The 14,195-nt window shown below is 70.8% G+C and carries 16 protein-coding genes; 15 read left to right on the top strand and 1 reads right to left on the bottom strand.

Annotation, left to right across the window (positions count from 1 at the left end; genetic code table 11):
- Window position 1 precedes the first annotated feature (1 nt).
- On the top strand, window positions 2-2,449 hold the full coding sequence (locus tag ACIGDI_RS30890) for a [protein-PII] uridylyltransferase (protein WP_399903438.1): 2,448 nt from the start codon (window positions 2-4) through the stop codon (window positions 2,447-2,449).
- Between the two features lie 93 nt (window positions 2,450-2,542).
- The gene (gene ffh, locus ACIGDI_RS30885) at window positions 2,543-4,096 is read left to right on the top strand and encodes a signal recognition particle protein (RefSeq protein WP_272177354.1); all 1,554 of its coding nucleotides are present in this window, start codon (window positions 2,543-2,545) and stop codon (window positions 4,094-4,096) included.
- Window positions 4,097-4,181: 85 nt separating this feature from the next.
- On the opposite strand, the gene ACIGDI_RS30880 is transcribed toward ffh, so the two are convergent.
- Window positions 4,182-5,045 (bottom strand): class I SAM-dependent methyltransferase, encoded by an 864-nt coding sequence (locus tag ACIGDI_RS30880; protein WP_399903434.1) that lies wholly within the window; start codon window positions 5,043-5,045, stop codon window positions 4,182-4,184.
- A gap of 533 nt (window positions 5,046-5,578) precedes the next feature.
- Here ACIGDI_RS30880 and ACIGDI_RS30875 point away from each other — a divergent pair.
- The 13 genes from ACIGDI_RS30875 (at window position 5,579) to ACIGDI_RS30815 (ending at window position 14,195) form a co-directional block, all read left to right on the top strand.
- A complete protein-coding gene (locus tag ACIGDI_RS30875; RefSeq protein ID WP_058922931.1) occupies window positions 5,579-6,175 on the top strand; it encodes a hypothetical protein in 597 nt (198 codons plus the stop codon).
- Between the two features lie 374 nt (window positions 6,176-6,549).
- A complete protein-coding gene (gene rpsP, locus ACIGDI_RS30870; protein WP_133046791.1) occupies window positions 6,550-6,969 on the top strand; it encodes a 30S ribosomal protein S16 in 420 nt (139 codons plus the stop codon).
- A 2-nt stretch (window positions 6,970-6,971) separates the two neighbouring features.
- Window positions 6,972-7,211: an RNA-binding protein gene (locus ACIGDI_RS30865; protein ID WP_003973401.1), complete on the top strand. Its 240-nt coding sequence runs from the start codon at window positions 6,972-6,974 to the stop codon at window positions 7,209-7,211.
- Window positions 7,212-7,294: 83 nt separating this feature from the next.
- Window positions 7,295-7,837: a ribosome maturation factor RimM gene (rimM, locus tag ACIGDI_RS30860; protein ID WP_200698378.1), complete on the top strand. Its 543-nt coding sequence runs from the start codon at window positions 7,295-7,297 to the stop codon at window positions 7,835-7,837.
- A gap of 3 nt (window positions 7,838-7,840) precedes the next feature.
- Window positions 7,841-8,674, top strand: coding sequence for a tRNA (guanosine(37)-N1)-methyltransferase TrmD (gene trmD / locus ACIGDI_RS30855; RefSeq protein WP_399903426.1), 834 nt, complete (start codon window positions 7,841-7,843; stop codon window positions 8,672-8,674).
- Between the two features lie 134 nt (window positions 8,675-8,808).
- Window positions 8,809-9,159 carry a 50S ribosomal protein L19 gene (rplS, locus tag ACIGDI_RS30850; RefSeq protein ID WP_059198033.1) on the top strand — a complete coding sequence of 117 codons (351 nt, stop codon included), beginning with the start codon at window positions 8,809-8,811 and terminating at the stop codon, window positions 9,157-9,159.
- 45 nt (window positions 9,160-9,204) lie between these two features.
- On the top strand, window positions 9,205-9,912 hold the full coding sequence (lepB, locus tag ACIGDI_RS30845) for a signal peptidase I (RefSeq protein ID WP_399903423.1): 708 nt from the start codon (window positions 9,205-9,207) through the stop codon (window positions 9,910-9,912).
- Window positions 9,905-11,032 carry a signal peptidase I gene (gene lepB / locus ACIGDI_RS30840; RefSeq protein WP_399903420.1) on the top strand — a complete coding sequence of 376 codons (1,128 nt, stop codon included), beginning with the start codon at window positions 9,905-9,907 and terminating at the stop codon, window positions 11,030-11,032. Before lepB (ACIGDI_RS30845) ends, lepB (ACIGDI_RS30840) begins: the two co-directional genes overlap by 8 nt.
- Entirely contained in the window at window positions 10,923-11,903 is a 981-nt protein-coding gene (lepB, locus tag ACIGDI_RS30835) for a signal peptidase I (protein ID WP_399903417.1), read from the top strand. The genes lepB (ACIGDI_RS30840) and lepB (ACIGDI_RS30835) overlap by 110 nt, the downstream gene beginning before the upstream one ends.
- Before the next feature lie 113 nt (window positions 11,904-12,016).
- The gene (gene lepB / locus ACIGDI_RS30830; protein WP_399903414.1) at window positions 12,017-12,793 is read left to right on the top strand and encodes a signal peptidase I; all 777 of its coding nucleotides are present in this window, start codon (window positions 12,017-12,019) and stop codon (window positions 12,791-12,793) included.
- The gene (locus ACIGDI_RS30825; RefSeq protein ID WP_399903412.1) at window positions 12,783-13,310 is read left to right on the top strand and encodes an NUDIX hydrolase; all 528 of its coding nucleotides are present in this window, start codon (window positions 12,783-12,785) and stop codon (window positions 13,308-13,310) included. Before lepB (ACIGDI_RS30830) ends, ACIGDI_RS30825 begins: the two co-directional genes overlap by 11 nt.
- A 72-nt stretch (window positions 13,311-13,382) precedes the next feature.
- Entirely contained in the window at window positions 13,383-13,691 is a 309-nt protein-coding gene (locus ACIGDI_RS30820) for a DUF2469 domain-containing protein (RefSeq protein ID WP_055510545.1), read from the top strand.
- Between the two features lie 141 nt (window positions 13,692-13,832).
- Window positions 13,833-14,195, top strand: a complete 363-nt coding sequence (locus ACIGDI_RS30815) for a YraN family protein (protein ID WP_399903409.1) — start codon at window positions 13,833-13,835, stop codon at window positions 14,193-14,195.

Raw genomic sequence — 14,195 nt, 5'->3', positions numbered from 1 at the left:
GGTGTCGAGTACGAACGTGCACAACGAAGCAGAGGACTCGGGACCCAGCGGCTACGCGGCGGCCCGGCTGCGTCTCCTCACTGAGGGGGCGCGGTCCGGGCCGCCGCGCCGTGCGGCCCTCTCGGAGCTGACGGACCAATGGCTGACCGGCCTGTTCGCCGCCGGCGCCGAGGGACTGCGCGGCGCCTCGCTGATCGCCGTCGGCGGCTACGGCCGCGGCGAGCTGTCCCCGCGCAGCGACCTCGACCTGGTCCTGCTCCACGACGGCAGCGACCCCAAGGCGGTCGCCACCCTCGCCGACCGCATCTGGTACCCCGTCTGGGACCTCGGCCTCTCCCTGGACCACTCCGTACGCACCCCGGGGGAGGCGCGCAAGACGGCCGGGGAGGATCTGAAAGTCCAACTCGGTCTCCTGGACGCCCGTCACATCGCCGGCGACCTGGGTCTGACGGCCGGCCTGCGCACGGCCGTCCTCGCCGACTGGCGCAACCAGGCGCCCAAACGCCTGCCAGAACTCCAGGAGCTCTGCTCCGAGCGCGCCGAACGCCAGGGCGAGCTGCAGTACCTCCTCGAACCCGACCTGAAGGAGGCCCGCGGCGGCCTCCGCGACGCCACCGCCCTGCGCGCCGTCGCCGCCTCCTGGCTGGCCGACGCCCCCCGCGAGGGCCTCGACGACGCCCGGCGCCGGCTCCTCGACGTCCGCGACGCGCTCCACCTCGCCACCGGGCGCGCCACCGACCGGCTGGCGCTCCAGGAACAGGACCAGGTCGCCGCCGAACTGGGCCTCCTGGACGCCGACACCCTCCTGCGCCAGGTCTACGAGGCCGCGCGGGTCATCAGTTACGCCAGTGACGTCACCTGGCGCGAGGTGGGGCGCGTGCTGCGATCGCGCGCCGTGCGGCCAAGGCTGCGCGCCATGCTGGGCGGCGGAAAGCCGGTCGCCGAGCGCTCGCCCCTGGCGGAGGGCGTGGTGGAGCAGGACGGCGAGGTGGTGCTCGCCCGCGCCGCGCGCCCCGAGCGCGACCCCGTCCTGCCGTTGCGCGCCGCCGCGGCCGCCGCGCAGGCCGGCCTCCCGCTCTCCCTGCACGCCGTACGGCGCATGGCGTCCCTCGTGCGCCCCCTGCCCACGCCCTGGCCCGCCGAGGCGCGCGAACAGCTCGTGACCCTGCTCGGCTCGGGCAGTCCGACCATCGAGGTGTGGGAGGCGCTGGAGGCGGAGGGCCTGATCACCCAGTTGCTGCCCGACTGGGAGCGGGTGCGCTGCCGGCCGCAGCGCAACGCCGTGCACATCTGGACCGTCGACCGGCACCTGATCGAAACGGCCGTGCGCGCCTCCGAGTTCACCCGCCGCGTCCACCGCCCCGACCTCCTCCTGGTCGCCGCGCTCCTGCACGACATCGGCAAGGGCTGGCCCGGCGACCACTCGGTGGCCGGCGAGATCATCGCCCGCGACGTCGCCACCCGCATCGGCTTCGACCGCGAGGACGTCGCCGTACTCGCGACCCTGGTACGCCACCACCTGCTGCTCGTCGACACGGCCACCCGGCGGGACCTGGAGGACCCGGCCACCGTGCGGTCGGTCGCCGACGCGGTCGGCTCGCAGGGGACGCTGGAGCTGCTGCACGCGCTCACCGAGGCGGACGCGCTGGCCACCGGCCCGGCCGCCTGGTCGTCCTGGCGCGGTTCGCTCGTCGCCGACCTCGTCAAGCGTGTCTCCGCGGTGCTCGCCGGGGACGCGCCGGAGGAGCCCGAGGCCGCCGCGCCCACGGCCGAGCAGGAACGGCTCGCCATCGAGGCGGTCGCGACCGGCAGCCCCGTGCTGTCCCTGCGCGCGCAGACCGAGCCGCCGGCCGACGACCAGCCGTCCGGCGACCCCGAACCGCTGGGCGTGGAGCTGCTGATCGCCGTACCGGACCAGCCGGGTGTGCTGCCCGCGGTCGCCGGTGTCCTCGCCGTGCACCGGCTGACCGTCCGCACGGCCGAGCTGCGCGCCCTGGACCTGCCCGACGGCGTCGAGGGCTCGGTCCTGCTGCTGGACTGGCGGGTCGCCGCCGAGTACGGCTCGCTGCCCCAGGCCGCCCGTCTGCGGGCGGATCTCGTACGGGCCCTGGACGGCTCCCTGGACATCGCCGGACGCCTCGCCGAGCGGGAGGCCGCGTACCCGCGCCGCCGGGGCGTGATCGCGCCGCCTGCGCGGGTGACGGTCGCTTCGGCGGCCTCCCGGCACGCCACGGTCATCGAGGTGCGGGCGCAGGACGCGCCCGGCCTGCTGCACCGCATCGGGCGGGCGCTGGACGACGCGAAGGTGCGGGTGCGCAGCATGCACGTGTCCACGCTCGGCGCCAACGCCGTGGACGCCTTCTACGTCACCGGGTCCGAAGGGGCGCCGCTGCCCGGCGAGGAGGCGTCCTCCGTGGCGCGGAAGCTGGAGGAGACCTTGCGGGGGTGACCTGGAAGGTGCCGGGCGGGGACGATTGTCTTGCGCGTCCGGATACCCTGGAAGACGCTCACACTGCCCCCGACTCCGAGGACCGACGCCGCCGTGTTCGACACTCTCTCCGATCGCCTCTCAGCGACCTTCAAGAATCTGCGCGGCAAGGGGCGTCTGAGCGAGGCGGACATCGACGCCACCGCGCGCGAGATCCGCATCGCGCTGCTCGAGGCGGACGTGGCCCTGCCCGTCGTGCGCACGTTCATCAAGAACGTCAAGGAGCGCGCCCTCGGCGCCGAGGTCTCCCGCGCGCTGAACCCCGCCCAGCAGGTCCTGAAGATCGTCAACGACGAGCTCGTCACGATCCTCGGCGGCGAGACCAGGCGACTGCGCTTCGCCAAGCAGCCGCCCACCGTGATCATGCTGGCGGGTCTGCAGGGTGCCGGTAAGACCACCCTCGCGGGCAAGCTGGGCCACTGGCTGAAGGAGCAGGGCCACTCGCCGCTGCTGGTCGCCGCCGACCTCCAGCGCCCGAACGCCGTGAACCAGCTGAGCGTCGTCGCCGAGCGCGCGGGCGTCGCCGTGTACGCGCCGGAGCCGGGCAACGGCGTCGGCGACCCGGTGAAGGTCGCCAAGGACTCCATCGACTTCGCGAAGTCCAAGGTCCACGACATCGTGATCGTGGACACCGCCGGCCGCCTCGGCATCGACCAGGACATGATGCGGCAGGCCGCGGACATCCGGGACGCGGTCTCGCCCGACGAGATCCTCTTCGTCGTCGACGCGATGATCGGTCAGGACGCCGTCACCACCGCCGAGGCCTTCCGCGACGGCGTCGGCTTCGACGGTGTGGTGCTGTCCAAGCTCGACGGCGACGCCCGCGGCGGTGCCGCCCTGTCGATCCGCCAGGTCACCGGCAAGCCGATCATGTTCGCGTCGAACGGCGAGAAGCTCGAGGACTTCGACGCCTTCCACCCGGACCGGATGGCCTCCCGCATTCTCGACATGGGTGACCTGCTCACCCTGATCGAGCAGGCGGAGAAGACGTTCAGTCAGGAAGAGGCCCAGAAGATGGCCTCCAAGCTGGCGTCGAAGAAGGGCCAGGACTTCACCCTGGACGACTTCCTGGCCCAGATGGAGCAGGTCAGGAAGATGGGCTCCATCTCGAAGCTGCTCGGGATGCTGCCCGGCATGGGCCAGATCAAGGACCAGATCAACAACCTCGACGAGCGGGACGTCGACCGCACGGCCGCCATCATCAAGTCGATGACGCCGGGCGAGCGCCAGGACCCGACGATCATCAACGGCTCCCGCCGTGCCCGTATCGCCAAGGGCTCCGGCGTCGAGGTCAGCGCGGTGAAGAACCTCGTCGAGCGGTTCTTCGAGGCCCGCAAGATGATGTCCCGCATGGCCCAGGGCGGCGGCATGCCGGGTATGCCGGGCATCCCCGGGATGGGCGGCGGCCCCGGCCGCGCGAAGAAGCAGCCGAAGAAGGCCAAGGGCAAGCAGCGCTCCGGCAACCCGATGAAGCGCAAGCAGCAGGAGCAGGAGGAGGCCGCCCGGCGGGCCGCAGCGGCTCAGGGCGGCAACGCGTTCGGCGTGCCCGGCCAGCAGGCCCCGCAGGACTTCGAGCTGCCGGACGAGTTCAAGAAGTTCATGGGCTGACCGTGCGTCGTACCGGGGTCGGCCGGCGTCGCGACGTTTCGTCGCGACGCCGGCCGACCCCGCTGCTTTCGGCCAATCGCGTGACCTAGGGGACGCGCGCGATCAGGTAGCGGAAGACGTTGGGCATCCACACCGTGCCGTCGCCGCGCACATACGGGTGCAGCGCTTCCGTCAACTCCTTGTTGACCTGCGTCCGGTCGGTCGCCGTGATCGCCGCGTCGAACAGACCGGTCGACAGCAACCCCTTGAGCGCGCTGTCCGTGTCGGCGTACCCGAAGGGGCAGGCGACCCGCCCCGAGCCGTCCAGCCGCAGACCTGACCGCTGGGCCACCTCCTCCAGGCCGTCGCGCAGGGTGGGGCGCCGGCTGCCCGCGCCGCGCAGCGGATCCGCCAGCTTGCCGGCCACCCGCAGCACTGACGCCGTGGCGCAGCGCTCCGGCGGACCCCAGCCGGCCAGCACCACGGGCGCCCCGCGCTCCGCGAGCGGTATCGCCGCCCGCAGCAGCCCCCCGAACTCCTCCGAGTCGCCCGCCCACCCGATGGGCTCGAAGGCGGTCACCAGGGTGTACGCGGGCGTCTCCGCGCCGCCCGCGGCTCCCAGGTCCCCCGGTGGACCGTCGACGATCCGGACGTCCGCACGCGCGCGTGCGCCCCACGCGTCCGGCAGCAGCCGCTCCCGCGCCAGGGCGAGCCGTTCGGGGGAGGAGTGCTCGACACCGGTGACGGCCGCGCCTCTGGAAGCGGCCATCAGAAGGGAGAGCCCGCTGCCACAGCCGAGGGCAAGAAGGCGCGTGCCGGTTCCGACCTCGAGTCGCTCGTAGACGGCCTCGTAGAGCGGCACCAGCATCCGCTCCTGTATCTCGGACCAGTCACGCGCGCGTGCACACAGGTCCACACGGGGTTTCGCGCCCGCGTGAGTCCGGTGCTGCCGCACGAGCGTAGGTGTCATGTAAAGCGCCCCAATCCGCCGAGAGTTGCAGCTGTGCCCGATTCCTTGGCCCCCGTGACGTGCGCTCGCACTCCCCCCGTATGCCAGGTAACTCCGCACTCGACCGCTCGTCCAGTGCTCGTGGGCTCCTGCTTGAGGGTTCGGTGTCCGAGTGGCGAGATTTCACATTCCGGCAACCTGGGCCCGTAGGGTGTCTGCTCTGCGCCGACGGGCCGGTGACGGGGGGTGCTCACGCGCCCGGTAACGTCGCTGCCCTCGCGGGCGCTTACTGAGGCAGGGCCGTTCCGGCGCGAGAGCGACCGAAACGCCTCTTGCGTACCTGCGGAGCACAGCCGCACCTCCGCGTGGACACGATCTACGTGCCGGGGCGTACGTCAGGCTACGTACCGGCTTGGTACGAGCTGTGAGGCTTCTCCGCAGATCAGCGCACCCGCCCTCGTCTCCACGCATCAGCGGCAACTGACGGGTACGTGCAAATTATTTGGGATGCCCCGGAATAGGAACACACGGGCACCCCCGCTCGTTGTCATTACGTGAGCACGACACAGACACCACCTGTTCTCGCCGCGGAGCTGGCACAGGCGTGGGCCGACATTCAGCGGTACCACCCCGAGCTGCCCGATCTCGCCGCGCCAGAGTCCCTGATCGGAGAGTCGTCGTCCGCGTGCGGACACGAACTCTCCTTCGAGCGACTGCTCCATGAGGCAGTCCACGGCATCGCCGCCGCGCGCGGCGTGCGCGACACCTCCCGCGCCGGCCGGTACCACAACCGCCGATTCCTCGCCATCGCCGAGGAGCTGGGGCTGGACCACCCCGAGGAGCCGCATCCCAGCAGCGGCTTCTCGCTGGTCACGCTCAACCCCGAGGCGAAGCGTCGTTACCGCCCGACCATCGACCGCCTCCAGCGCGCGCTGAAGGCACACACGGTGGCCACGGCGGCCGACACCCCGAAGAGCTTCCGCGGCCCCGCCGCCCGCCACGGCTCCTCCGGGGGCGGGGTGCGGGTGAAGGCCGTCTGCGACTGCGGCCGCAACGTCCGGGTCGTCCCCTCGGTCCTGGCCCAGGCCCCGATCGTCTGCGGCGGCTGCGGCAAGCCGTTCCGGATCCCGGAGGTCGTCGGGGCGGCCTGACCGCGCGCCCTGGAGCGCCGGCAACTCGTGGCTGCCGGAATCCGGGCACCGTGGGCAGGGGAGCCGACCGCCGCCCGCGGGAAGCCGTGCCGCCCCCGGCGGTACGGGCCGACCGCGGGCGGCACCCGGCAGCGCCGGGCCGTGCGGGCGCCGTGACGGCGTGCGACGCCGGGCGCCGCTTCCGCATGCCCGGCGCCGGGAACCGCCGGTCCGAAGCGGCCCACAGGGTGTGGCACAATGGCTAGCTGTACTCGACAGCCGCACAGGACCCCTCTCTCCTCCGGCTGACGCGTCCATCGGGCACTCGGGTACCGCAACCCCACGCGGCTCTCTCGCCGTGCCCAACCACGTCAAATCCAGGAGAACCCACTCCAGTGGCAGTCAAGATCAAGCTGAAGCGTCTGGGCAAGATCCGTTCGCCTCACTACCGCATCGTCGTCGCCGACTCCCGCACCCGTCGTGACGGCCGTGCGATCGAGGAGATCGGCAAGTACCACCCGACCTACAACCCGTCGGTCATCGAGGTGGACGCCGAGCGCGTGGCGTACTGGCTGGGTGTCGGCGCGCAGCCGACCGAGCCGGTTCTCGCCATCCTGAAGAAGACCGGCGACTGGCAGAAGTTCAAGGGCGAGCCCGCCCCGGCTCCGCTGCTCGTGGCCGAGCCCAAGAAGGCGCGCCCGTCGTTCGAGGCCCTGGGTGGGGACGACGAGGGCAAGGGTGAGGCGATCACCCAGAAGAAGAAGGCGGAGAAGAAGGACGAGGCCGCCGCCGAGTCCGAGTCGGCCGAGGCCTGAGCATGCTCGAGGAGGCTCTCGAGCACCTCGTGAAGGGCATCGTCGACAACCCTGACGATGTGCAGGTCGCTTCCCGCAACCTGCGCCGCGGACGCGTCCTCGAGGTCCGGGTCCACCCCGACGACCTCGGCAAGGTGATCGGCCGCAACGGCCGCACCGCGCGCGCTCTGCGCACCGTCGTGGGCGCCATCGGCGGCCGCGGTGTCCGCGTCGACCTCGTCGACGTCGACCACGTCCGCTGACGTCAAACGCAGCACCGGCTCGGGCCGGGGAGGGCCACTGGGCCGTCCCCGGCCCGTAGTCGTATGACAGGAGATCCTGAGAAGTGCAGCTCGTAGTCGCGCGGATCGGCCGCGCCCACGGCATCAAGGGCGAGGTCACCGTCGAGGTCCGTACCGACGAGCCCGAACTGCGGCTCGCCCCCGGCGCCGTCCTGGCCACCGACCCGGCCTCCACCGGTCCCCTCACCATCGAGACCGGCCGCGTCCACAGCGGCCGGCTCCTGCTGCGGTTCGAGGGAGTGAACGACCGCAACGGCGCCGAGGCCCTGCGCAACACCCTCCTCATCGCCGAGATCGACCCGGACGAACTGCCCGAGGAGGAGGACGAGTACTACGACCACCAGCTCATCGACCTCGACGTGGTCACGGCCGACGGGGTCGAGGTCGGCCGGATCACCGAGATCTCGCACCTGCCGTCCCAGGACCTCTTCATCGTGGAGCGCCCGGACGGCAGCGAGGTCATGATCCCCTTCGTCGAGGAGATCGTCACCGAGATCGACCTCGCCGAGCAGAAGGCCGTCATCACGCCGCCGCCCGGCCTGATCGACGACAACGCCGAGGTCGTCTCCTCGCGGGAAGAGTCGTAAGAGATGCGCCTCGACGTCGTCACGATCTTCCCCGAGTACCTCGAACCCCTGAACGTCTCCCTCGTCGGCAAGGCACGCGCGCGTGGACAGCTCGACGTCCATGTGCACGACCTGCGTGAGTGGACGTACGACCGCCACAACACCGTCGACGACACCCCCTACGGCGGCGGCCCCGGCATGGTCATGAAGACCGACCCCTGGGGCGACGCCCTGGACGCCGTCCTCGCCGACGGCTACGAGACCGGCTCCCGTACGCCCGCACTGATCGTCCCCACCCCCAGCGGCCGCCCGTTCACCCAGGAACTCGCCGTCGAACTGTCCGAGCGGCCCTGGCTGGTCTTCACGCCGGCCCGCTACGAGGGCATCGACCGGCGGGTCATCGACGAGTACGCGACCCGGATGCCCGTCTACGAGGTGTCCATCGGCGACTACGTCCTCGCCGGCGGCGAGGCGGCCGTCCTGGTGGTCACGGAGGCCGTGGCCCGGCTGCTGCCCGGCGTCCTCGGCAACGCCGAGTCGCACCGCGACGACTCATTCGCGCCCGGCGCCATGGCGAACCTGCTGGAGGGCCCCGTCTACACCAAGCCGCCCGAGTGGCGCGGCCGCGGCATCCCGGAGGTGCTGCTCAGCGGCCACCACGGAAAGATCGCCCGCTGGCGCCGCGACGAGGCCCTCAGGCGTACGACGGCCAACCGGCCCGACCTGATCGAGCGCTGCGACCCCAAGGCCTTCGACAAGAAGGACCGCGAGATGCTCTCCATCCTGGGCTGGGCGCCCGACCCGGAGGGGGAGCCGTACGGGCGATTTTGGCGCAGGACCGAGGGCGTGGAAGAATAGGCCGCTGTTGTGCGTCGTCCGGCGCGCGCCCCTGCCACAGGGGGACACGACGCCCGCCCCGACACGGACAGCAACCTCCTGAAGCACCTAGCTCCCGTTGATGACCTGTGGCATCAGCGAAGAAAGCAGACGAAATGTCTCACCTGCTCGACTCCGTCGACTCCGCGTCGCTGCGCAGCGACATCCCGGCCTTCCGCCCGGGTGACACCGTCAACGTCCACGTCCGCGTCATCGAGGGCAACCGCTCCCGTGTGCAGCAGTTCAAGGGCGTTGTGATCCGCCGCCAGGGCGCCGGTGTCCGCGAGACCTTCACGGTCCGCAAGGTCTCCTTCTCCGTCGGCGTCGAGCGCACCTTCCCGGTGCACACCCCGATCGTGGAGAAGATCGAGCTCGTCACGCGCGGTGACGTGCGTCGCGCCAAGCTGTACTACCTGCGCGAGCTGCGCGGCAAGGCGGCGAAGATCAAGGAGAAGCGCGACAGCTGAGCTCGCGCGGGTGTTCACATCGGGGCCGGATAACATTCCGCCCCGATGGACACCGAAGCACAGCACACGGAGCGCGACCGCTCCTCCCGCCCTGAACCAGAGGCTGTGGAGGGACGGTCGCGTTTCGCGTTGGTGGCGCGGATCACCGAGTGGCTGCCCGGCGGGCGGATCTCCCTGACGCTGCTGGTCTGCCTGGTCTTTTTGCTGATCCTCAACGCTTTCGTGGTCCAACCCTTCCAGATTCCCAGCGGATCCATGGAAGACGGATTGAGGATCGGGGACCGCGTTCTCGTAAATAAGTTGGCGTACCGTTTCGGTGCCGAGCCGCGGCGCGGCGATGTTGTGGTGTTCGACGGAAGTGGGTATTTCGGGAACGCTGACTACATCAAGCGCGTCGTGGGAGTAGGGGGAGACCGGGTGGTCTGCTGTGACAAGGAGGGGAGGATCGAGGTGAACGGCCGGTCGGTCGACGAGTCGGCGTTCCTGTACCCCGGGGACAGCCCCTCGACGGTTCCCTTCCGTGTCGTCGTACCCGACGGCACCCTCTTCGTCCTCGGTGACCACCGCAGCGACTCCCGCGACTCCCGCGACCACCTGGGCTCGCCCGGCGGCGGCATGATCCCCGTCTCCGACGTCATCGGACGGGCCGACTGGATCGTGTGGCCCACCGCCCACTGGACCCGCCTGAACCGGCCCGGCGCCTACGCGCGCGTGCCCGCCGCGTCCGCGACGGCCGGCGGTGCCCATGGGTAACCGCGGCAAACCGCGCCACTCCGAGCCGAGCGGCGGCCATGGCACCTTCGGCACCGAGAACCTGCTGCCCACCGGCTCCCGCCGCACCTCCGGACCGGCCTCGGGCTCCGCGCCCAGCGGCGGTCGCACCCGCGCCGAGCGCCGCAAGCTGCAGCGCAAGGTCAAGCGGAAACGCCGGCGCAGCGCGGTCAAGGAGATACCTCTCCTCGTCGGCGTGGCCGTCCTCATAGCGCTCGTCCTCAAGACGTTCCTGGTGCAGGCGTTCGTCATCCCGTCCGGCTCCATGGAGCAGACGATCCGGATCGGCGACCGCGTCCTGGTGGACAAGTTCACGCCATGGTTCGGCTCCAAGCCCGAGCGCGGCGACGTCGTCGTCTTCAAGGACCCCGGTGGCTGGCTCGCGGGCGAGCAGACCACCACGACGAAGGACGACCCCGTCGTCGTCAAGCAGATCAAGGAAGGGCTCACCTTCATCGGCCTGCTGCCGTCCGCCGACGACAAGGACCTCATCAAGCGGGTCATCGGAGTCGGCGGTGACCACGTCAAGTGCTGTGACGCCGAGGGGCGGGTGACCGTCAACGGGGTGCCCCTGACCGAGGGCGACTACCTGTATCCCGGGAACGCACCGTCAACTCAGCAGTTCGACATCACCGTCCCCCAGGGGCGGCTGTGGGTGATGGGCGACCACCGCGGCAACTCCGCCGACTCCCGCGCCCACATGAACACCGCGTACGGCGGCACCGTCTCCGTCGACTCGGTGGTGGGGCGGGCGAAGGTCATCGCCTGGCCCCTCGGCCACTGGACCTCGCTCGACGAACCTAAAACTTTCGCTTCCGTTTCCAACTCCGTGTCGGGGACGACCGCGGCGCCCGAGCTGTCGCATAGGGTTGCCCCAGACGATCTGAAGACAGCGATCCAGCTCCCGAGCCCTGCGGAACTCCCGCTCGTTATGGGAGTGGTGGGCCTGCGCCGCGTATGGGGCAGGCGGCGGCACAGAGTAAGGAGTTGGCGTGGGGGATGTGGCGGTTGGCGCACGGTCCGGACACGACGGCGAGGAGCATCGCGGGCGCCCCGCGGAAGCCGTCCCGGCCGCGGACAGCGCCGTGACCTCCGGGAGTGACTCCGGTACCGGCGAGGACGGCACCGTGCCCGGTGAGCAGACCCGGACGGACGGCGACGGGCCGGGCGACTCGGCGCCCAGGGCGAAGAAGCAGCGCTCCTTCTGGAAGGAGCTGCCCATCCTGATCGGCATCGCGCTGGTCCTGGCACTGCTGATCAAGACCTTCCTGGTGCAGGCGTTCTCGATCCCCTCGGACTCGATGCAGAACACCCTCCAGCAGGGCGACCGGGTCCTGGTCGACAAGCTCACCCCCTGGTTCGGCTCCAAGCCCGAGCGCGGCGAGGTCGTCGTCTTCCACGACCCGGACAACTGGCTGGCCGGTGAGCCCACGCCCAACCCGAACCCGGTGCAGAAGGTCCTCAGCTGGATCGGCCTGATGCCGTCCGCCGAGGAGAAGGACCTCATCAAGCGCGTCATCGGCGTCGGCGGCGACACGGTCTCCTGCAAGGGCACCGGCCCGCTGAAGGTCAACGGCAAGGCGCTGAACGACAAGTCGTTCGTCTACGCCGGCAACACCCCGTGCAGCGTCGACGACCAGGGCGGCCAGTTCTCGGTGAAGGTCCCCAAGGGCTACATCTGGGTCATGGGCGACCACCGCCAGAACTCCCGGGACTCCCGCTACAACCAGAACGACAAGCACCACGGCATGGTCCCGGTGAAGGACGTCGTGGGCCGCGCCATCGTCATCGCCTGGCCGCTCAACCGCTGGGACACCCTGCCGATCCCGGACACCTTCGACCAGACCGGCATCAACGACCGGTCCTCGGCCTCCGCCGCCCTCACGGCCGCGCCGAACGCCGTCGCCCTCGTCGGCGTGGTGCCGGTCGCGCTGTGGCGTCGCAGGAAGGCGTCGGCGGCCGAGACCCGCTGAGTCCGTCCACGGACCGCCGCGCGGCGGCTTGGTGAAGCCCTGGTGCAGTTGTGACCAGGGTGCGGCCCGGAGGGGCTGACCGGGTCAGGTACCGCCGGGTAGGGTGCGGGTCCATGGGTGGCGAGAGCACGACACGTACGGCACCGCGCAGCGGTGGCAAGAGCACGGGCCCGGTGGGCAGCAAGACCGGACAGCGACTTTCCGGACTGGCCGTCGCACTGGGCATTGTGCTGTTCCTCGGCGGCTTCGGCTGGGGAGCGGTGGTGTACCGGCCGTACACGGTGCCGACCACCTCGATGACACCGACCATCGACGCCGGTGACCGCGTGCTGGCGGAGCGCGTCGACGGCAGCGAGATCCGCCGGGGCGACGTCGTCGTCTTCAACGACAAGACCTGGGTCACCAACGCCTCCGTGGTCAAGCGGGTGGTGGCCGTCGGCGGCGACACGGTCTCCTGCTGCACCGACGGCAAGCTGACCGTCAACGGCAAGCAGATCGACGAGGGCTACCTCAAGGGCGGCGCCGTCGAGGACAAGAAGATCCCGGCCGTGAAGGTCCCCCAGGGCCGCCTGTTCCTGCTCGGCGACGAGCGCTCGGGCTCCCTGGACTCCTCCGCCCACCTCAGCGACGCCGCCCAGGGCACCGTCGCGCGCTCCGCCGTGACCGCCCGCGTGGACGCCGTCGCCTGGCCCATGAAGGGCATGCTGGAGCGCCCGACCGGCTTCGAGACGCTGGGCGCGCTGTCCACGCCGGGACCGCTGCGGCTGATCGTCACCCTCATCGTCGTCGGAGGCGTCCTGGTCCTCGGCGGCGGGGCCTACGGGCCGATCGCCAAGCGGCTGGGCAACCGCCGCGCCCGCACGCGGACGGAGCCCGTGGGTGCCCGCTGAGGTGACCGACGCGCACGAGGACCCCTCCCCGGGCGGACTGCGCAAGGTCGCCCGGGTCGTCCTGCTGGACCCCGAGGACCGCATCCTGCTGCTGCACGGACACGAGCCGGACGATCCGGCCGACGACTGGTGGTTCACGCCGGGCGGCGGACTGGAGGGCGAGGAGAGTCGTGAAGAGGCAGCCTTGCGGGAACTCGCCGAGGAGACCGGAATCACCGAGGTCGAGCTCGGACCGGTGCTGTGGCGGCGGATGTGCTCGTTCCCGTTCGCCGGCCGCCGCTGGGACCAGGACGAGTGGTACTACCTGGCCCGTACGGACCGGACGGAGACGCGGGCCACGGCCCTGACGGAGCTGGAACGGCGCAGCGTGTCCGGTGCGCGGTGGTGGACGTGTGCGGAACTGACCCGGGCACATGAGACGGTGTATCCGACCAGACTCGCCGAGCTGCTGAGCCGGCTGCTCGACGAAGGTCCCCCGGCCAGGCCCGTGACCCTCGACCCGGAAGTCGTCCAGTGACCCGGAAATCGACTGGGGGCGCGCGGGACTGGCGCACAATGGGGGGATCGCACGGCTGAAGGGGAACATGCCATGAGCGCCGAGGACCTCGAGAAGTACGAGACCGAGATGGAGCTGAAGCTCTACCGGGAGTACCGCGATGTCGTCGGTCTGTTCAAATATGTGATCGAGACCGAGCGGCGCTTCTACCTGACCAACGACTACGAGATGCAGGTGCACTCGGTTCAGGGTGAGGTGTTCTTCGAGGTGTCGATGGCGGATGCCTGGGTGTGGGACATGTACCGGCCTGCGCGCTTCGTGAAGCAGGTCCGCGTGCTGACGTTCAAGGACGTGAACATCGAGGAGCTCAACAAGAGCGACCTCGAGCTGCCGAGCAGCTGAATCGCTCCCTTGCCGAGCAGCTGAGCCGCTCCACTGTTCACCTGTGTGAGTGACGGAGTTTTCCACAACCGGTGAGTAGTCCACCAAGATCCACTTGACCCGGGTGGATGCGTGACGGTTGGCGCCGGAGGTGGTGCCGACATGAACGCACGGAGCGCACTCGGCAAGTACGGAGAAGACCTGGCCGCCCGCCGGCTGACCGAGGCCGGGATGACGGTGCTGGAGCGCAACTGGCGCTGCGGCAGGTCCGGAGAGATCGACATCGTGGCGCGGGACGGCGAGGTGCTGGTCGTCTGCGAGGTGAAGACGCGGCGGGCGGGTTCCTTCCAGCACCCCATGGCCGCGGTCCCGCCCGAGAAGGCCCGGCGACTGCGAACTCTCGCCGAACACTGGATCCACGCCCACGGCGGTGCGCCGCCGGGAGGGGTCCGCATCGACCTGGTCGGCGTCCTCCTGCCCGGGCGCGGGGCCGCCCGCGTCGAGCACGCGCGGGGGGTGGCCTGA

The organism is Streptomyces sp. NPDC085900, assembly GCF_044540925.1.
Taxonomy (GTDB): Bacteria; Actinomycetota; Actinomycetes; order Streptomycetales; family Streptomycetaceae; genus Streptomyces; species Streptomyces gilvifuscus.
Note: the sequence above shows the minus strand (reverse complement) of the source record. Positions and strands in the feature narration are given on the sequence as shown.

Excerpts from the sequence above, each read along its gene's own strand:
- lepB (WP_399903423.1), top strand. The coding sequence starts at position 9,205 with ATGGACACCGAAGCACAGCACACGGAGCGCGACCGCTCCTCCCGCCCT.
- rplS (WP_059198033.1), top strand. The coding sequence starts at position 8,809 with ATGTCTCACCTGCTCGACTCCGTCGACTCCGCGTCGCTGCGCAGCGAC.
- ACIGDI_RS30815 (WP_399903409.1), top strand. The coding sequence starts at position 13,833 with ATGAACGCACGGAGCGCACTCGGCAAGTACGGAGAAGACCTGGCCGCC.
- ACIGDI_RS30820 (WP_055510545.1), top strand. The coding sequence starts at position 13,383 with ATGAGCGCCGAGGACCTCGAGAAGTACGAGACCGAGATGGAGCTGAAG.
- trmD (WP_399903426.1), top strand. The coding sequence starts at position 7,841 with ATGCGCCTCGACGTCGTCACGATCTTCCCCGAGTACCTCGAACCCCTG.
- lepB (WP_399903414.1), top strand. The coding sequence starts at position 12,017 with ATGGGTGGCGAGAGCACGACACGTACGGCACCGCGCAGCGGTGGCAAG.
- ACIGDI_RS30865 (WP_003973401.1), top strand. The coding sequence starts at position 6,972 with ATGCTCGAGGAGGCTCTCGAGCACCTCGTGAAGGGCATCGTCGACAAC.
- lepB (WP_399903420.1), top strand. The coding sequence starts at position 9,905 with ATGGGTAACCGCGGCAAACCGCGCCACTCCGAGCCGAGCGGCGGCCAT.
- ACIGDI_RS30880 (WP_399903434.1), bottom strand. The coding sequence starts at position 5,045 with ATGACACCTACGCTCGTGCGGCAGCACCGGACTCACGCGGGCGCGAAA.